Origin of the sequence: Bordetella genomosp. 11 (genome assembly GCF_002261215.1) — a bacterium.
Lineage (GTDB): Bacteria > Pseudomonadota > Gammaproteobacteria > Burkholderiales > Burkholderiaceae_B > Bordetella_C.
This window is the reverse complement of sequence record NZ_NEVS01000004.1, coordinates 2,845,850-2,864,591: the sequence shown is the minus strand read 5'-3', so window position 1 is coordinate 2,864,591 and position 18,742 is coordinate 2,845,850. Positions and strand designations below refer to the sequence as shown.

13 protein-coding genes are annotated in these 18,742 nt (G+C 66.2%); 8 read left to right on the top strand and 5 right to left on the bottom strand.

Annotation, left to right across the window (positions count from 1 at the left end):
• Window positions 1–45 precede the first annotated feature (45 nt).
• Window positions 46–936 (bottom strand): LysR family transcriptional regulator, encoded by an 891-nt coding sequence (locus CAL28_RS20570; protein ID WP_369597680.1) that lies wholly within the window; start codon window positions 934–936, stop codon window positions 46–48.
• Between the two features lie 149 nt (window positions 937–1,085).
• On the opposite strand from CAL28_RS20570, the gene CAL28_RS20565 reads away from it, so the two are divergent.
• A complete protein-coding gene (locus CAL28_RS20565; protein WP_094843073.1) occupies window positions 1,086–2,108 on the top strand; it encodes a MerR family transcriptional regulator in 1,023 nt (340 codons plus the stop codon).
• A gap of 34 nt (window positions 2,109–2,142) precedes the next feature.
• Here CAL28_RS20565 and CAL28_RS20560 read toward each other — a convergent pair whose 3' ends face one another.
• Together CAL28_RS20560 and acnB are read right to left on the bottom strand one after the other, a co-directional pair.
• Window positions 2,143–4,323 (bottom strand): TonB-dependent receptor, encoded by a 2,181-nt coding sequence (locus tag CAL28_RS20560; protein ID WP_254926186.1) that lies wholly within the window; start codon window positions 4,321–4,323, stop codon window positions 2,143–2,145.
• Between the two features lie 448 nt (window positions 4,324–4,771).
• Window positions 4,772–7,357: a bifunctional aconitate hydratase 2/2-methylisocitrate dehydratase gene (gene acnB, locus CAL28_RS20555; protein ID WP_094843071.1), complete on the bottom strand. Its 2,586-nt coding sequence runs from the start codon at window positions 7,355–7,357 to the stop codon at window positions 4,772–4,774.
• Between the two features lie 297 nt (window positions 7,358–7,654).
• Here acnB and CAL28_RS20550 point away from each other — a divergent pair, with 297 nt between their 5' ends.
• Entirely contained in the window at window positions 7,655–8,245 is a 591-nt protein-coding gene (locus CAL28_RS20550; protein ID WP_254926185.1) for a transglycosylase SLT domain-containing protein, read from the top strand.
• A 12-nt stretch (window positions 8,246–8,257) separates the two neighbouring features.
• Here the strand turns inward: CAL28_RS20550 and CAL28_RS20545 are convergent, their stop codons facing one another.
• Window positions 8,258–9,214 (bottom strand): LysR family transcriptional regulator, encoded by a 957-nt coding sequence (locus CAL28_RS20545; RefSeq protein WP_094843070.1) that lies wholly within the window; start codon window positions 9,212–9,214, stop codon window positions 8,258–8,260.
• Between the two features lie 268 nt (window positions 9,215–9,482).
• On the opposite strand from CAL28_RS20545, the gene CAL28_RS20540 reads away from it, so the two are divergent.
• Entirely contained in the window at window positions 9,483–10,451 is a 969-nt protein-coding gene (locus tag CAL28_RS20540; RefSeq protein WP_254926184.1) for a tripartite tricarboxylate transporter substrate binding protein, read from the top strand.
• Between the two features lie 82 nt (window positions 10,452–10,533).
• On the opposite strand, the gene CAL28_RS20535 is transcribed toward CAL28_RS20540, so the two are convergent.
• On the bottom strand, window positions 10,534–12,909 hold the full coding sequence (locus tag CAL28_RS20535) for a DUF3772 domain-containing protein (RefSeq protein WP_094844749.1): 2,376 nt from the start codon (window positions 12,907–12,909) through the stop codon (window positions 10,534–10,536).
• 347 nt (window positions 12,910–13,256) lie between these two features.
• Between CAL28_RS20535 and CAL28_RS20530 the strand changes: the two genes are divergently transcribed.
• Genes CAL28_RS20530 through CAL28_RS20510 form a run of 5 tightly spaced genes read left to right on the top strand, consistent with a single transcriptional unit; the run spans window position 13,257 to window position 18,710 of the window.
• Complete coding sequence (locus tag CAL28_RS20530; protein WP_094843069.1) at window positions 13,257–14,318, top strand: ABC transporter substrate-binding protein; 1,062 nt, start codon at window positions 13,257–13,259, stop codon at window positions 14,316–14,318.
• A 27-nt stretch (window positions 14,319–14,345) separates the two neighbouring features.
• Window positions 14,346–15,755 carry a hypothetical protein gene (locus tag CAL28_RS20525; protein ID WP_094843068.1) on the top strand — a complete coding sequence of 470 codons (1,410 nt, stop codon included), beginning with the start codon at window positions 14,346–14,348 and terminating at the stop codon, window positions 15,753–15,755.
• Between the two features lie 56 nt (window positions 15,756–15,811).
• Window positions 15,812–17,008 (top strand): ABC transporter ATP-binding protein, encoded by a 1,197-nt coding sequence (locus CAL28_RS20520; protein WP_094844748.1) that lies wholly within the window; start codon window positions 15,812–15,814, stop codon window positions 17,006–17,008.
• Entirely contained in the window at window positions 17,005–17,925 is a 921-nt protein-coding gene (locus CAL28_RS20515; RefSeq protein WP_094843067.1) for an ABC transporter permease, read from the top strand. Before CAL28_RS20520 ends, CAL28_RS20515 begins: the two co-directional genes overlap by 4 nt.
• Window positions 17,922–18,710 carry an ABC transporter permease gene (locus CAL28_RS20510; protein WP_094843066.1) on the top strand — a complete coding sequence of 263 codons (789 nt, stop codon included), beginning with the start codon at window positions 17,922–17,924 and terminating at the stop codon, window positions 18,708–18,710. The genes CAL28_RS20515 and CAL28_RS20510 overlap by 4 nt, the downstream gene beginning before the upstream one ends.
• The last annotated feature ends 32 nt before the right edge of the window (window positions 18,711–18,742 follow it).

Below are 18,742 nucleotides of genomic sequence, written 5' to 3'. Positions count from 1 at the left end.
ACGTTCGCCCTCGGCGCGAGGAAATCGTCGTCAGGCCCTTGTCCGTCAGCTACCGGCCTTGACGAGAAAGTCAAAAAGATCCCCGGCTGCCATGCGCATGTGCGCGCGGTCCCTGGCACAGACATAGAACTGCCGTTTCGCCCAATCGTCAAGCAGCGCGATCTTGACCAATCCCAGCAGGCTCAGGTAAGTATCGGCGATCGGTTCCGGCATGACGGCGATGCCCAGGCCCTCGCGGACCATGCGGCAGCGGGCCTCGTAGTTGGCGACCTGGATCTTTACGTTCAGCGGCCCGCTCAGGGTAGGCCCGACGAGCTCCATGAAGGCCTCGAAGGAGTGGCGGGGAAAGTAGCCCAGGAAGTCGTAGTCGCGCGCCTGGTCCAGGTGCAGCGCGGGCGAGTCGGCCAGCGGATGGCCGCGCGGCACCACCAGCACCACATGGTCGCTGCGGTAGGGATAGGACACCACGCCCGGCGCGGCGCCCGCGGCGTGATAGATCCCGATGTCGACCTCCTGGTCCGACACCATGCGGGGGATGTCGCCGCTATAGGCCTCCACCAGGTCCAGGCGGGATTTCGGGCTGCCTGCCTGGAAAGCGCGGATGTCGGCGGGCAGGAATTCGACGATGGCCGAACGGTTGGCGGCCAGGCGTATCTTGGGAATGCCGTCCGGCGAAAATTCCTCGCACAGGCTTTCTAGCGTGCGCACGCTGGTCAGGATGGCCTTGGCCTTGTGATACAGCGCGGCGCCCGCGGGGGTCGGCTCCACGCCCCGGTTATGGCGGACAAGCAGCGCGGTGCCGATCTGGCGCTCCAGTTCCGCGATCCGCTTGCTGGCGGCCGAGGTGACCAGGTGTTCGCGCTCGCCCGCCTTGGCGAGGCTGCGCTCTTCGACGGCGGCCACCAGCATCTGCAGCGCCGATAGGTCTATCTTCATTGCCATGACGGCCGGCGGCCAGCGCCCGGGACCCAGTTTTCCATGGGACAGAGTGTACCCGCGGGGGCGGCCGCCTAAAATCCGGTTGACCCGGCCCCCGGGGGCGGCCTCATGCTGATTTCAATCGGTCAACAATGAAGAGGTGAATCGTGATTGCTTCCGCTCCCAGCCTGAATGCGTCGGAGGCGGCCAGACGGCTCGGCGTATCGATCAAGGCCCTTCGGCTGTACGAACGGCACGGACTGGTAACGCCGGCCCGTACCGCGGCAGGATACCGGGCGTATGGCCCCCGCGATATGGCGCGGGCCGCGGAGGTCGTGGCCTTGCGCGATCTCGGCTTGAGCCTTGCCCAGGCCGCGCGCGCGCTGGAGGGCGATCCTGACGGCTTGGGAATGGCGCTGGCCGCGCATGAAGCCGCGCTGGACGAGCAGATTCACGAGCTCGTGCGCAAGCTGGACAAGGTCCGTGGCATCCGATCCGATCTTGCACAAGGGCGCATGCCGGCCGATGGCGAGCTGGCACGGCTGGTCGATCGAACCGAGATCAGCGTGGCATTCGAGCTTCCCTGGCCGTGGGGCGGGGAATGGTTCGAACTTCGCGATATCCGTCCGTTGAACTACATCATTGGCCCGCTGGGCAGCGGAAAGACCCGGTTGGCCCGTCGCCTGGCAGAGACCCTCCCCGGCGCGGCCTTTCTCGGCCTGGAGCGGCTGAAAGATCGAAGCGCCGCGGCCATGGAATTGCTGCACTCCGTCCCGGCGCTGAAGGCGGGCGTCAGCCGGGCACTGCGGTGGCTGCTCGACGAAGGCGCGACGGAATCCGCGGCGCTGATCGCGTTGCTGGTCGCCCTGGAAACCGCGGGTCCCGATATCCTGGTTGTCGACATGATCGAACAGGATCTCGATCGATCCACACAAGAGGCATTGATCACCTATCTTCGCCAGCGCGCGAAAACCGGCGGGCGGCCCCTCATTTTTCTGACACGCTCCTCGGCGATCCTGGATCTGGCGGCGGTCGGCCGCGACGAAGCCATCATTCTGTGCCCCGCGAACCACAGCCCTCCCACCCGCGTGGCTCCCTATCCGGGCGCCCCCGGCTACGAGGCCGTCGCCACATGCCTGGCATCCCCCGATGTGCGGACGCGGATCGCCAAGTGCCCGGAGGCGGCGTAATCGCGGCGCGCCGCCCCCGGTGCGCCGATCCGGCCTAGAAGTCGACCGCCACCGACAGCTTGACGGTACGCGGGTCGCCCTGGATCAGGTAGCCGCCGTTGGCGGATGACCAGTAACGCTTGTTGGTGACGTTTTCCACGCCCAGCCGCCATACGACATCGTGCCGTTCGATTTTCATGGCGTAGCGCGCGCCCAGGTCCAGCGTCGTCCAGGGCTTGACCTTCTGGGTGTTCGCCGTATCCAGGTACTGCGAGCCCGCATGGGTGACGCGCCCCTGCAGCGTCAGGCCGGGAACCCAGGGCAGGTCCCATTCCGTGCTCAGGACCGCCGTGTAGTCGGGCACGCCGACGGCATGGTTGCCCTCGGTCGCCGGATTCTTGGTATCGCGCAAGGTGGCGTCGATGACCGACACGCCGCCGATGACGCGGACACCCCGCAGCGGTTCGCCGAAGACGTTCAGCTCGACGCCGCGGTTGCGCTGTTCGCCCGCGACCGAGAATATCTGGGTGGCCGGATCGGTCACGCCCGTCGGCTGCTTGATCTCGAAAAAGGCCAGGCTGGCGCCGTAGGACCCCATGTCCAGCTTCGCGCCGATTTCGTTCTGCTTGGACTTGGACGGCGCGAACGTGGTGTTGGCGTTGATCGCGGTCAGCGGTGCCGTGGGGCCCGGTTGCAGGCCCTCGATGTGGTTGGCGTACAGCGAAACGTGCTGCCAGGGCTTGACCACCAGCCCGTACACGGGCGAGGTGGCCGAATCGTCATACTTGCTGTCGACCTCGCCGGTGTAGGCGTAGTTGGTGACGCGCAGCTTTTGGTGGCGCGCACCCACGGTGACGAAGACCCGGTCGTCCAGGAACGAGACGGTGTCCGAAACCGAGATGCCCGTCATGCGGTTGCGGCCTGTCACGCCCGGATCGTCCATATTGCCGCCGGTCAGGATGGTGGGCGGGGAGGGGACTTCCGGCGTGTCGTCCAGGCTGGTGGCGAAGGACGAACCGAAGGTATAGGCGGAGCGCTTTTTCAGGTAGACGCTGGAGAATGCCGCATTCACGGAATGGGTCAGGGGGCCCGTCTCGAACTTGCCGCGCACCCCGCTCATCATGCCGTAGGTGTCGGATACGTAAGGCACGTCCAGGCGGCTGCCGGTGCCCACGCCATCCCCGTTCACCGTCAGGGAAGAGTACGACCCGCTTTCTCGCGCGTGGTTGCCGCCGATGGCGGCATAGGCGGTCCAGCGTTCGGTCAGGTCGTATTCCGCGCGCAGCATTCCGAAGGTGTTTTCGGTCATGGAATACGTCCATGGCTGCGCGTAGTTGTGCCGCGCGGAGGGCGGGCCGGGAATGTCGTCGCCGATCACCTGCACCATGGGGCGTCCCTGGCTGGTGCGCTGTTTCTGGTATCCCACGTCCAGCGATGCGCGCAGGCGTTCGCCGCGGTAATCCAATCCCACGGAGCCGAAGGTCATGCGCGTGCTGTCGTCGTCGATACCCGTGTCGCCCTCGCGCTGCAAGGCATTCACGCGGATGCCGAACTGGTTGCTGGCACCCCAGCGGCGTCCGATATCCGCGGTCGCGCCGCGCTGCGAAGATGTGCCGTAATCCACCGACAGGCGCGTCAGCGGGTCGTCGCCGGCCCGCTTGGGCTCGATGTTGACCATGCCGCCCACGCCTGAACCGGTCGCCGGCACGCCGTTCAGGAAAGCGCTGGGTCCTTTGAAAATCTCGATCCGCTCGGCACCCTGCGGCGAGATGATCTGGCGCGGCATCACTCCGAACAGGCCGCCGTAGGAAATATCGTCTCCATAGAGCGGAAATCCGCGGATGACGAACGACTGCGCGTCGTTCCCGTAGCCGCGGGTCACCTGCACGGAGGGATCGTTGCGCAGCACGTCGCCCAAGGTGCGGGCCTGCTGGTCTTCCACCAGTTGCGAGGTGAAGCTGGTCACGCTGAAAGGAACGTTGGCGGCATCCTGTTCGCCCAGCACGCCCAGGCGCGCGCCCTTGGCGACCTGGCCGCCGGGGTAGGTGGGTGGAAGCGTGTCGCCTTCCGTGATGGCATTGCCCGTCACCGAAACCGGCGCCAGCGTCGTGACCGGGGTGCTGCTTCCGACGGCACCGGAGGCGGCCCGTGCAGGTGTCGCCGCGGCCGGGGACTGTACCGGTGCCGGAGCGGACATGGTCGTGCCCGATGACTGCGCCAGCGCGGAAGCGGACATCGTTGCGCTTCCTGCTGCCAGGCCGGTGAAGGCGAGGCGCATGGCCAGGGGTAGGGCGCGGGGCGCGGAGCAAGCCACCCGCGGCTGGGGCGACACGCTCGGGCCGGCGGGCGATACGGGCCGGGACACGGACGGGTGAGGCATGTAAAGAATTTCCTTGGAGGCGATCGGGCCCCGCACGGGCGTGCAAGGCACATGAAACAGGCATGCACGCCCTGTCGGGCATGCGGGATGAACTCCCTGCCGCCGGCCGCTCGATACCCGGGAGCAGGCGTCGGGCAGTATGGAAAATAAGTATTCTCCATAATGCGAAGCATTCGCATTATCTTTAATAAGGCGACAAGATGCAAAGAAAATCGCCCGACAAGGCGCGGTGAGCCGCACTTTGTCGGGCGAGAGCGCATCCGGGCGGACCGGTGCGATACCGGCCCGCCGTTTCAGCGGTCGATCAGACTTCCACTACGTCGGCGACGTCCTTGTAGTCGTCGATCTTGTCGAAGTTCAGGTACTGGTAGATCTTGTCGCCGTTCTGGTTGACGACGCCGATGTCGGCCATGTATTCCTCGCGGGTCGGGATGCGGCCCAGCTTGGAGCAAATGGCGGCCAGCTCCGCGGAGCCCAGGTACACATTCGTGTTTTTGCCCAGGCGGTTGGGGAAGTTGCGGGTGCTGGTCGACATGACGGTCGCGCCTTCGCGCACCTGTGCCTGGTTGCCCATGCACAGCGAGCAGCCCGGCATTTCGGTGCGTGCGCCGGCGGCGCCGAAGGTGCCGTAATGGCCTTCTTCGGTCAGCTGGCGCGCATCCATCTTGGTCGGCGGCGCCACCCACAGCTTGACGGGGATATCGCGCTTGCCTTCCAGCAGCTTGGACGCCGCGCGGAAGTGGCCGATATTCGTCATGCAGCTGCCGATGAACACTTCGTCGATCTTGGCGCCGGCAACATCCGACAGCGTTTTCACGTCGTCCGGATCATTGGGGCAGGCGACGATGGGCTCCTTGATCTCGGCCAGGTCGATCTCGATGACCGCCGCGTATTCCGCGTTGGCATCCGGCTCCAGCAGCTGGGGATTGGCCAGCCAGGCTTCCATCGCCTGGATGCGGCGGCGGATCGAGCGTTCATCTTCGTAGCCGTTGGCGATCAGCCACTTCAGCATGACGATGTTGCTGTTGATGTACTCGATGATCGGTTCTTTGTTCAGGCGCACCGTGCAGGCCGCGGCGGAACGTTCGGCCGACGCATCGGAGAGCTCGAAAGCCTGTTCGCACTTCAGGTCCGGCAGGCCTTCGATTTCCAGGATGCGGCCGGAGAACACGTTCTTCTTGTTCTGCTTTTCTACCGTCAGCAGGCCCTGCTTGATCGCGTACAGCGGGATGGCGTTGACCAGATCGCGCAGCGTCACGCCCGGCTGCATCTTGCCCTTGAAGCGCACCAGCACGGATTCCGGCATATCCAGCGGCATCACGCCCGTGGCGGCGGCGAAGGCCACCAGGCCCGAACCGGCGGGGAAGGAGATACCGATGGGGAAACGGGTGTGCGAATCGCCGCCGGTGCCGACGGTGTCGGGCAGCAGCATGCGGTTAAGCCAGGAGTGGATGACGCCGTCGCCCGGCTTCAGCGAGATGCCGCCGCGGGTGCTCATGAATTGCGGCAGCGTGTGGTGCGTCTTGACGTCGACGGGCTTGGGATAGGCGGCGGTGTGGCAGAAGGACTGCATCACCAGGTCGGCCGAAAAGCCCAGGCAGGCCAGGTCCTTGAGTTCGTCGCGCGTCATGGTGCCGGTAGTGTCCTGGCTGCCGACGGCCGACATGCGCGGCTCGCAGTAGGTGCCCGGGCGCACGCCCTTGCCTTCCGGCAGGCCGCAGGCGCGGCCGACCATCTTCTGCGCCAGGGTGTAGCCCTTGCCGGTGTCAGCGGGGCTGACGGGCAGGCGGAACAGCGTGGAAGGCGCCAGGCCCAGCGCTTCGCGTGCCTTGGCGGTCAGGCCGCGGCCGATGATCAGCGGGATACGGCCACCGGCGCGCACTTCGTCGAACAGGACTTCGGACTTGACCTGGAATTCGGCGATGACTTTGCCATCCTTCAGGGCCTTGCCTTCGTAGGGGCGAAGTTCCACCACATCGCCCATATTCATCTGCGATACATCGAGTTCGATGGGCAGGGCGCCAGCGTCTTCCATGGTGTTGTAGAAGATCGGCGCGATCTTGCTGCCCAGACAGACACCGCCGAAGCGCTTGTTGGGCACGAAGGGAATGTCCTCGCCCGTGAACCACAGCACGGAATTGGTCGCCGACTTGCGCGACGAGCCGGTGCCGACCACGTCGCCGACATAGGCGACCAGGTGGCCTTTTTTCTTGAGCTGGTTCAGGAAGTCTACCGGGCCGACCTTGCCGGGCTCGTCCGGCTCGATGCCGGGACGGGCGTTCTTCAGCATGGCCTGCGCGTGCAGCGGGATATCGGGGCGGCTCCAGGCATCCGGCGCGGGCGACAGGTCGTCGGTGTTGGTTTCGCCGGTGACCTTGAAGACGGTGAGGGTCAGGCTCTTCGGCACTTCGGGCCGCGAGGTGAACCACTCGGCGTCGGCCCAGCTTTGCAGCACGGCCTTGGCGTTGGCATTGCCCTTGTCGGCCTTTTCCTTCACGTCATGGAAGGCGTCGAACATCAGCAGCGTGGTCTTCAGCCCCTTGGCGGCGATCGCGCCGACCTGGGCGTCGTCCAGCAGCTCGATCAGCGCGCTGATGTTGTAGCCGCCCAGCATGGTGCCCAGCAGCTCGGTCGCCTTGGCGCGGTCGATCAGGGGACACGATTCCTTGCCCAGGGCGACGGCGGCCAGATAGGAAGCCTTGACCTTGGCGGCGTCGTCCACGCCGGCGGGCACGCGATGCGTGATCAGGTCCAGCAGGAAGGCTTCCTCTCCCTTGGGGGGCGCCTTCAGCAGTTCGATCAGGTCGGCGGTCTGCTGGGCCGACAGGGGGAGCGGGGGGACGCCCAATGCCGCGCGTTCGGCGACGTGTTGGCGATAGGTAGCTAGCATGGATTGCCCTGGTCGTGGTTGGGGAATATCGGCCGCGATTGTAGTATCGCGCGCGGCCAGGGGCAAGCGGTCTTATATCTTATATAAGAGTATCGAGGCTGGCGCGCAACGGCGTGCCGCGCGTCCGGTGTTTAATACGGGGTTCCGGCCCGATTTTCCGGTCCGGGTTTTCGGGCGCGCCCGCTACGAATGCGGCGCGTCGCGCGTTTTCGAGGTCGCTTGTACGTGTTTCGCAACCCCGCTGTCCGATGCGCCCGGATCTGCCTCTTTTGTGGCGCCCGCCCGCGCCTGGCCGGTTTGGCGGCCCTGGTTTTCTCCGTGCTGTGGCTGTCGGGCTGCGCCACGGCGCCTCCACGCAATCCGGAGGACATCTGCGCCATCTTCCGGGAAAAGGACGATTGGTACGAGGCGGCCCTGGATGTGCAGAAAAAGTGGGGGGTGCCCGTGCAGGTGCCGTTCGCCATCCTGTTCCAGGAATCCGGCTTTCGCTATGACGCCAAGCCGCCGCGCGATTACCTGCTGGGCTTCATCCCCTGGGGACGCGTCAGTTCCGCGTACGGATATGCCCAGGCCAAGGACGAAACCTGGGACGACTACGTCAGCCAGAACAACCGCTGGTTCGCCAGCCGGGACGACTTCGACGATGCCCTGGACTTCATGGGCTGGTATATCGACAAGACGCAGAAGCTCAATGGCGTATCGAAATGGGACGCCTATGGGCAATACCTGAACTACCACGAAGGTTGGGGCGGCTATCGCGCCAGAAGCTATGCCCGCAAGCCGTGGCTGGTCGGCGTCGCGCGCAAGGTGCAGGCGCGCGCGGACCGCTTCCGCCAGCAGTACGCCGGCTGCAAGGACGAACTGGATTCGGGCTTCTGGCCCTTCTAGCAGGTCCCGGCGCTAGCCGCGCGAAGCCGGGGCGTCGGCCTCTTCGCGCGCCTCGGGTGGCGCCTGGCCGCCATCCTCGGCCAGGCCGCGCACGTGATCGGAGAGCACGCTCACGAAAGCCGTGGCTTCCGCGCTCAAGGCACGGCGCGGGTGGGTGACGCAGGCAATCTGCCGTATCAGGCGCGGCGAGACCACCTCGTGGCAGTTCAGCCGGCCCCGGCTGGCCCGGTTGCGCACCGCCACGCGCGGCAGCAGCGTCGCATACCGCGTGCGTTCCACCAGCTTGATGATCGAGACGATGGAGTCCATTTCGAACTGGGGCGAGAGGTCGACGTCTTCGGTGCGGGCGAAGCTTTCCAGGATGCCGCGCAGGCCGTGCTGGCGGGTCGGAAGCGCCAGATCCAGCGCTGCCGCCTCGCGAAACGACAGCGTCGGGCCCAGGTTGTGGGCGTGGCCCGTGCCCGTGACCAGGACGACATCCTCGTCGGCGATATGCTCCACGCTGAGCGAAAGCGGCCGGCGGGGCTTGTTGATGAATGCGGCGTCCAATTGGCCGCCGGCGACCAGATCGGCCAGCGTCGCGCTATAGCCGTCGATCACGGTCACCGTAACCTTGGGATGGCGCGCGTTGAATTCCGCCAGGGCGTCCGATAGCACTCCCTGCGCGACCGAGGCGATCATGCCCACGTTGACATGCCCGTTCAGTTCGCCATCCGTGCGCAATACCTGTTCGCGCGCGTGCGTGTAGTCGCGCAGGATAGGCAGGAACAGGCGATACATCTGGCGTGCCGCCGATGTCGGCTGCATCCCTTGCTGGCTGCGCTCGAACAGCTTGCGGCCGAGTTCTTCTTCCAGCCGCGCGATCTGCATGCTCAGCGCGGGCTGCACGATATTCAGGCGCCGCGCCGCGCGCGTGACCGTTCCTTCCTCGAACAGACAGATGAAATATTGGATCTGGCGGAATTCCATGGTCTCTTCGCCCCGACGCGCGCCACGCAGCGCGCCTCTACATCATTATTGCTAATGGATACGATATTAAGGGATATGGGAAGATGCTGGGCCTGCCGCTGTCCAGCATGGCGGGCGATCGGCGAAATGACATCAGATTAAATGATCAAGACAATAATTAAAGATTAATTGACCTGATATATCCATCTTTCTAGACTGGCCTCGAGCAAGTACCGCCGCACGCCGCGGCGGCATAACAGCGTGTCCGCCAAGGACCGAGGAGACAGCATTGACCCACCGACTCGCGCGCCTGCTGGCGCTGACCGTCGTACTTTGCCTGCCCTGGTGCGCCCGGGCGGCCTCTTATCCCGACAAGCCCATCCATATCGTCGTACCCTATCCGCCAGGCGGCTTCAACGACACACTGGGGCGCCTGGTCGCGGCCAAACTGACTGCCGCCTGGCGCCAGCCCGTCATCGTGGAAAACCGGCCGGGCGCCGGAACGATCGTCGGAACCTCCACCGTGGCCAAGGCGCCGGCGGACGGCTACACCTTGCTGGTAGCGCAGTTTCCCTTCGCGGCCAACCCGTCGGTGTACCGCTCCCTGCCGTACGACACCGGCAAGGATTTCGCGCCCATCGTGCTCGCGGGCCAGTCGCCCATGCTGCTGACCGTGCCGAAGGATTCGCCGGTCAAGACCGTAGGCGATCTGGTGCAGGCGGCGAAGAAATCGCCGGCGGCCATCAACTATGGTTCGTCCGGCACGGGATCGTCCAATCATCTGGCCATGGCCTTGTTCGAACGCATGGCGGGCATCCACATGGTGCAGATACCGTACAAGGGCAGCTCGCCCATGATGACCGACCTTGCCGGCGGCCAGGTGCAGGCGGCGTTCGATGCGATCGCCAATTGCTGGGCTTTCGTGCAATCGGGGAAAGTGCGTCCTATCGCGGTGGCCGATACGCGGCGCACGCCGCTGCTGCCGGATTTGCCCACCGTGTCGGAGGCGGGCGTGCCCGGCTATGACGTATCGTCCTGGCACGGCTTTGTCGCGCCGGCCGGCACGCCGCCGGAAATCCTCGACAAGCTGAACACCGAAATCAACGCGATCCTGCGGATGGCCGACGTGCGCGAAGCCTTCGCCGCGCAAGGCGTGGTGCCGGCCGGCGGCAGCCGCGACGCGTTCACGCAATTCATCGGGCAGCAGGTGGCGAAGTGGCGCAAGGTCGTGGACGAGGCCGGCATCCAGCCGCAATAGCGATATCGCGGCCGTCGCGACATGGCCGCCGGCGTGCGGCCCGCTCGACGATAGCGGTGGCTTCGATTGCCTTGCGGCGAGGCTACTGCCCATCCGCGCCGTCTGACGGCTGCGGTGCCGCGGGCGGGCGGGATTCCGCGGCCGCGGACGTCGCCGGCAGCAGCGGCCCCGGCGCGCTGACCAGCATGGTCGGCGGCTTGCCCAGGCCGATGTTGGCTTCTCCCAGCCGCCGCAGGACATCGAACAGCAGGGCGCTGCGGGTGCCGTAGGCCTGCCGCGGCGAACCGACATAGCCGGTCGCGTTGAACATCAGATTGGTGCCGTCGATCCCATCCAGGAAAACATTCGGCGCGGGTGTCTCCAGGATGTCCTCGTGTTCGCGGAAGGCGGACAGGATGATGTCGCGCGTCCGCGCCGCATCCGTGGACAAGGGCATCGGCAGCTTGATCTGCACCAGCCCCAGCGGATTGGCGTGCGTGACGTTGCGCACGGTCTTGGTAATGAACTCGGAATTCGGCACGATCACCGTGGAGCGGTCGCTCATCTGGATTTCCGTGGCGCGCACATTGATGCGCCGGATATCGCCTTCGACCCCGCCCAGGGAGACCCAGTCGCCCACCTTCACCGGCCGTTCGGCCAGCAGGATCAGCCCCGAGACGAAGTTCTGCACCACCGCCTGCAGGCCGAAGCCGATACCCACCGACAAGGCGCTGGCCACCCAGGCCACCCGTTCCAGCCCGATGCCCACCGCCGACAAGGCCAGGCCCACGGCCACCACCACGCCGATATAGCCGAACAGTGTCGTCGCCGACGTCTGCATGCCGGGGTCCAGCGTCGTGGTGGGCAGGTAGCGTTTGATCAGCCAGCGTTTCAGGACGCGGACGCCGAGCAGGCTGACGAGCAGCACGACGATGCCCTGGACCAGCGCGGCCGGCCGCAACTCGACATGGCCGATCGCCAGGCCGTTCAGCAACTGTTCCGCGCGCTGCAGCAGCTCCACCGGTCCTTCGGCGAACTGGCCCAGAACCATCACGAACGCCACCAGGCCGATCAGCACGCGCGCCACGCCCGACAGCACCACGGCGGCCTGGTCGCGGATGCGGGGTTCCTGGCCGTGTTCAAGCGCTTCGGTATCGCGCTTGGACGTGCCCAGCACCGACATGAAGAAGTCGTCGGTCAGTACCGTGAGCAGGTAGGCCGAGCTCAGCACGATGAGAGTCCACACCAACTGCTTCGCCGCGAAATTCCCGAACGCGACATATCCGATCAGCACCGCGATCACCGCGATGCTCATGACGACCCACACCGCGCTGACGGTAATCAGCAGCCACAGCGGCCGCGGCGGCGCGTGTCCAGTTTCGGGATCGCGCAGGACGGCGCGCCGCCTGCGTTCCAGCCGTATGAGCGCGGCGGCAATGACCGCCACCAGCAGGAACGTCACCAGGCAGTTCATCGCGATGGCGGTGCTCAGGCTGGCGTTCAGCGAAACGGGCAGGCGGTCCAGCACCCACACGACGACGATCAGGGGCCCCAGCACATGCGGGAACCAGCGCATTTTCCGCGCGATCGCATCCGGAATGTCCGGCAGCCGCCAGGAGGGCCGGGACGGGGATATCAGCGCCAGGCCCAGGCCGGTGACATAGCCTCCCATGCACAGGATGCCGGCAAAGCCGGAAACCAGCGATTGCGTGGAGTCCGACAATTGCCCTTGCCAATCCAGGCCGATATATAAAAGCTGTCCGATCGCGCCCGGCACCACTGTCGCGACCAGGACGACGATCAAGGCATGAAAAGAGCGGCGCAGGCGGCCCGCCGGCACACGGGACGCCGTAAACCGCCGCACCACGCGCGCGATCGCCACCGATATCGCGACGACCGTGGCCGCCAGCGCCAGCAGCAGCGCCCACACCCATGCCGGCGTTCCGCTCAGCGCGGCGGCCACTTCGTCGCGCAGGCTGGCGAAACGGCTCAGGTCGCGCGGCAGGTCGTCCTTGAGGTCGTCGCGGAATTGGGCGCCCAATATCGAGGGCCGGCGCTCCCCGAGCCTGGCCTGGAACTGCGCGCGCCGCATGGTCGACACCATTTCGGCCGTCTGCACGCCTTCCACGGACAACAGCCGGGCCAGCTTGATCTGCGCATCCAGCGTCGACCGGGCTTTTTCCAGGTCGGCGCGTTGGGCCGCGACGTCGCGTGCCTCCTTGCCGGTATCGGCGGCCGGTCCGAGTTCAGTCAGGCGCGCCTGCACCGAGGCAAGTATCGGCGTGAGCTTGTCGGCGATGGCATCGGCGCGGGACTGGATATCCATGGCCGCGGCGCGCCGGCGCAGCAGTTCCGCGTCATCCGTCTGCTCGGCCAGGTTTTTGCGCAAGGCCTCCATTTCCTTGCGCGCGGTATCCAGCGACTTGTCGATTTCCTGCTGCGGAGCCGGCGCCTGGGCATGGCTCCACACCGGTGCCATGGCGAGGAACAGCGCCAAAAACAGGCGGATGGCCAACACGTGCAAAACGCCGGCGCCGATCTGGCGCGGCTGGACGAGCAACGGCCGGGGGATCGCGGCGCGGCGATGGACAAAGGGGGAGAAAGAAGTGAGACGCATCGGGGCCATGCAAGTCAAGGACGCGGGAGCATACCGCGCGGCAGAGTGCACGGCTGCAACAAATTATGCGGCGCGCTCGCGGTGGCGTCAGGGTTTGTCCCGCTTCATCCGGCAAATATATTTAGGATATCTTGTGGGTTTGTATCGAACACGATACAGGCGTGCGCGCGTCCTTGCGCCGCGCGACGGACCAACCAGGGGAATGCGCCATGCAGCGCCGCGAGTTTCTGAAAAAGTCGGCCGTGACGGCCGTGGGTATGTCGGCGGCCGGGCGCCTCTCGCTGGCGGCCGCACAGTCTTCCGGCACGTTGGCGATGATGACCTGGGGCGGCCTGTGGGGCAACGGCATGGCGCAGTACGTGGATGCGCCGTTCGCCAAAAGCACCGGCTACGCCATCACGCAGGATCGCGGCCCCTCGCCGGTCGAGCGCGTGACCAAGCTGAAGATCAATCTGTCCAGCCAACCCTACGACCTGGTGCAGCTGCACGATGGCGTCGTACCGCTGGCCGAGGCGCAGGGCGTACTCGAACCGCTGGATCCCGCGTCGCCCAATCTCTCGTTCCTGAAGGATATTCCGGCGCGATTCAAGCGTCCCGGCTGGGTCGCGATGATCTATTCGGCGCTGGGCATCGTCTACAACCCCAAGGAAGTGAAGAATCCACCGCGCAGTTACGCGGACCTCTGGCGTCCGGAATTCCAGGGCCGCATCGTCCTGCCCGAGATCACGCACTCCATCGGCCCTTACATCATTCCGATCGGCGCGATGGCGGCCGGCAAGGATCCCAAGGACGAAAAGGCCGGCTTCGACATGCTGCGCAAGATGGTCAAGCTGGACCCGATCTGGGCCAAGGACACGGATACCATCATGAGTTCCCTGCAGACGGGCGAGGCCGTCGTCGGGCTGCTCTATAAATCGCAGACCTACACCGTGCGCGAAAAGGGCGGCCAGGCGGAATGGGTCTTCCCCGCCGAGGGCGCGATATCCTATCTGGCGGGCACCGGCATCGCGAAGGGGACGAAGCACAAGGCGCTGGCCGAGCAATACGTCAATATGACGCTGAACCCGGAATACCAGACGTGGGTCGCGAAGGTATTCAATTACGCCGGCTCCAACCCCGCCATGATCAAGCTGCTATCGCCAGAGCTGCAGCAGCGCGTCCAGTTCTCCGACGCGGAAGTATCCCGCATCATCGACCTGGACCAGGCTTTCATTTCGGGGCGTCGCGGCGACTGGACCGATCAATGGAACCGCGTCATCAGCGGCGCCTGAGGCCTGCCGGCATCTGAAGGAGTTTGCATGGCGTCCCGGCTTTCCTGGTCGCGGCACGGCGATACCCTGGGCATCGCCGTGCTCGCGCACCGCGCCTGCGCGCGCGGTCATGCCATCCGTCTCACGCCGGACGGCTACGCGGGGCCGGACGCGCTCGCGCCGGCCGCGCGTCGCGCGGGCCTGCCCGGCGCGGCGATCGCCGATGGCGCGGTATCGCCGGCCAGGGACGAATCCGCCATCGCCTTGCCCCGCATCGTGCTGTATTGCGGCGCTGCCATCGGCTATCCCTACTACGCGTATTACTCGCACTGCCTGTGGAGTCTCGGCCTGCCGTATCGGCGCGCCAGCGCGGCCGATATCGCCGGCGGTATTCTGGACGACGCGGACGTCCTTATCCTGCCGGGCGGTTTCGCTACCTGGGGGTTGGACCGCATCGAAGGCCAGGCCGGTGTCGACGACGCGATCCGCGGCTTCCTGGCGCGCGGCGGGGCGGGCATCGGCTCCTGTGGCGGGGCCTATTATTTTTCGCAGGGGCGCCCGCACTGGCTGGGCGTGCTCGACGCCAAGCCGCGCTATACCCACGAGTACCTGTATACCGGCGCCGGGCTGCTGAACGTCCGGCTGGACGATGCCGCGCTGCGCCGCGATCTCCCGGAAACGATGGAGCTGGCGTACTACCACGGGCCTGTTTACGAGCCCGGCCAGCGCCGCGCCCGCGTCGGCGGCCGTTTCGAAAGCCACATCATGTCCACGCGGCTCTTCATCGATAACCCGCTGGACGCCGACCGTTTCGACCGCGTGATGCGGGACCGCGTGGCCATCCTGTCGAGCGATGGGGGCGATGCTCGCGTGGTGGGCTTTTCGCCGCATCCCGAAATGGGCGAATTCCTGCGCAAGGCCATGGCGCTGGACGGCTACGTGCGCCACTATCTGCCGATCCGCGGTCGCAAGACCATGGACGAAACCTTGCGGTTCTATGCCCGCGAAGACTGCCTGAGTTTCCGGCTCGTCCTTAACGCGGCCTTGATGCTGGGCGCGTTCGATGGCGACGGCCGTCCGGCCGCCACCGCGGCGGCGACGCCGGCGCGGTCGCTGGAGGCCGACCTGCGGCACGCGCGGCAGGCCTGGGGCACCGCCGCGCAGGCACTGGCCGGCCGGCTGGGCGGGGAAGAGCCCGCCTTGGCCGACCTTATGGGTGCGATGCTGCGCGACCTTACCGACGAATGGGAACACCTGTCGGCATCGCCTGACCTGCCCGGCCTGGACGGCGCGCTGGCGGACGAGCTGGGACAGGTGCTGGAGGACGCGGTGCTCGCCCTGCAAGGCCCGCCGCGGCGGGCCGTCGAGACGATGGTGCTGCTGGAGCTGCCGGTGCGCCTGCTGGCGGCCGTGGCGCGTATTGCGCGGTTCGACCGCGTCATCAAGGAGTCGATGTGAGTGTGGTGGCAAGCGCGGCGACCGATCGCCCCGCACGGACGGCGGATTCCGTTTCCCTGGACGTGCGCTTCGATGGCGTGGAAAAGCGGTTCGGCCAGACCGTCGCGCTGCATCGGCTGGATCTCGATATCGAACGGGGGACTTTCTTTTCCCTGTTGGGCCCCAGCGGCTGCGGCAAGACGACCACGCTGCGCCTGATCGCGGGCTTCGAACAGCCGACCCGTGGCGATATCCATATCCGCGGCAAGCGGGTGACGGGCGTGCCGGCCCACAAGCGGAACTTCGGCATGGTGTTCCAGAGCTTCGCCCTGTTTCCGCATCTGACGGTGGCCGAGAACGTCGCCTTCGGCCTGAAGATGCGCCGCGTCGATAAGTCCGATATCGCCCGCCGTGTGGCCGGCGCGCTGGAGATGGTGGCGCTGGGCGGTTTCGGGCAGCGTTACCCCAGGCAGTTGTCCGGCGGGCAGCAGCAACGCGTGGCGCTGGCCCGCGCCATCGTATTCGAGCCCGATGTCCTGCTGCTCGACGAGCCCTTGTCCGCCCTCGACAAACTGCTGCGGGAACAGATGCAGGTCGAATTGCGGCAGTTGCAACGGCGCCTCGGCACTACGACCGTGTTCGTCACGCACGACCAGGAAGAAGCCCTGACCATGTCCGACCGCGTGGCCGTCATGAAGGACGGCCGCATCCAGCAGGCCGGCGCGCCGCGCGACATTTATGAACGACCCGGCACCGAGTTCGTCGCGACCTTCCTCGGGGCCAGCAATATCCTGCGCGGCGAAGTGCGCGGCCATGACGGCGACAAGCTGATGGTCGGCGTGGCGGGTACCTGCGTGACGGTGGATCCGCCCGCGGCGTCGGCGGGCCCGCGCCATGCCGTCGGCGACGCCATCGACCTGGCGCTGCGTCCCGAAAAACTGCGGCTGGATCCACACGGCCGCCTTGCGGCCACGTTGAGGGAAGTGGTTTACCGCGGCGCGCAAACCCATCTGCTCATGGAAACCGAAAGCGGGCCGGTGGCGGCCCATCTGCCGAATGACGGCGTCGGCGCCGTCAGCCTGGCGCCGGGATCGGTCGTCCGTCTTGCCTGGGACGACGCCAGTGTCGTGGCGCTGGCCGCCACGCCCGGCGATATGGACCTGCAAGGCCGTGGCGCCGGCCTCTTCGATGCGGCCTCATCGGCGTCGGGCGGGCGCGCCACCGGTCGCGCACCGGCCGGGACGCCGATGTCCGGCGGGAACGGGCAAGCATGAGCCGCGCCCTCGCCACGCCACGCGCGGGCCGCCTGGATGGCGACCCCACGCCGCGCCGCCTGCTGCCGCGCACCGGATTGATGTGGGCGGTCGCGGCGCCGCCGGTGCTGCTGTTGCTGGTCTTCTTCGTCCTGCCGCTGGCATATCTGCTGTTCGTCAGCTTCATGACGAACTCGCAGACCTCGCTGTACGAACTGGAGCCGACGCTGCGCAACTATGTGGAGGTTGCCACCGATCCCTTTTACCTGCTGATCATCCAACGCACGCTGCTGGCCACGGGCGTGGTGCTGATCGCCTGCCTGCTGCTGGGCTATCCCGTCGCGCTGTACGCATCCCGCCTGTCCCCGCGCGGCCGCATGGTCATGCTTCTGTTGATGATGTTCCCGCTGATGGTCAGCAACGTCGTGCGCGCCTATGGCTGGGTCAGCATCCTGGGGCGCACGGGCATACTCAGCGTGACCTTGCGCGAAGCGGGCCTGACGGACCGGCCGATCCAGTTCCTGTACTCATTCGAGGCGGTGGCGATAGGGCTGCTGACCATTCTGCTGCCCTTCATGGTCGTGTCCATCACGAATTCCCTCACGGCGATCGACCAGCGCTATACCGAGGCCGCCCAATCCCTGGGCGCCGGGCCGTGGCAGACGTTCTTCCGTGTCACGCTGCCGCTGTCCAGTCCGGGCGTGACGTCGGGGCTGATGCTGGTCACCTTCCTGATGCTTAGCGCCTACGTCACCATCGCGCTATTGGGCGGCCCGCGCTTCAAGCTGCTGGTGAGCCTGGTATTCGATAGCGCGGCGACGTTCCGCTGGCCTCGCGCGGCGGCCCTGTCCTTCGTGCTGCTGGCTATCGCGCTGGCCATCGCGGTCGTCATCCAGATCCTGATGCGACCGCAAAGAGTGCAGGGGAAGGGCGCATGAGTGCCGGCCGATTCCTGTTGCGCCTCGTCACCGGTATCGCGCTGGTACTGATCCTCGGGCCGATCCTCGTCATCTTCCTGTTCGCTTTCAGCGCGGCCGATACGCTGGTATTTCCCCCGCCCGGCTTTTCCCTGCGCTGGTTCCAGGCATTCTTCACCATCCCCGAAATGCGCCAGGCTTTCGGCCTGAGCCTATGGCTGGCCTTCGTTTCCGCCACGCTGGCGGGCCTGCTCGGCTTGCTGGCCGCGATCTATGCGTCGCGTCGCCGCGGCTGGCTGCCCAATCTGCTGCAGATGCTTTTCATGGCGCCGCTGGTGTTTCCCACCATCATCCTGGGCCTGGCCCTGCTGCTTTTGTATCGCACCCTGGGGGTTTCCATACTGCCAGGGTTGCTGATCGCCCATGTGGTCGTATGCCTGCCCTATGCGTTCCGAACCATCGTCGCGGCGCTGCAGGCATTCGATACCGCGCTGGAGGAAGCCGGCCAAAGCCTGGGAGCCGGCCCGGTCAAGTCCTTCCTGCTGATCACCATGCCTATTATCTGGCCGGCGCTCCTATCGGGCTGGCTGTTCGCTTTCATCGTCTCGTTCGGTGAATTGAACGCCGCGCTGTTTCTTACCGGACCCGGCATCGTCACGCTGCCCATCGAGATATTCAGCTATCTTCAATTCCAGGGCAGCCAGCTGGTTGTGGCCGCCGCATCCGCGCTGCAGGTCATTATGATCATCCTGATCCTGGTGCTGGCCGAGCGCATCGTCGGCGCGCGGCGTATCGTCCAGCGCTGACGGCGCGCGGGCGGGCGCGCCGGTTCCCTCCT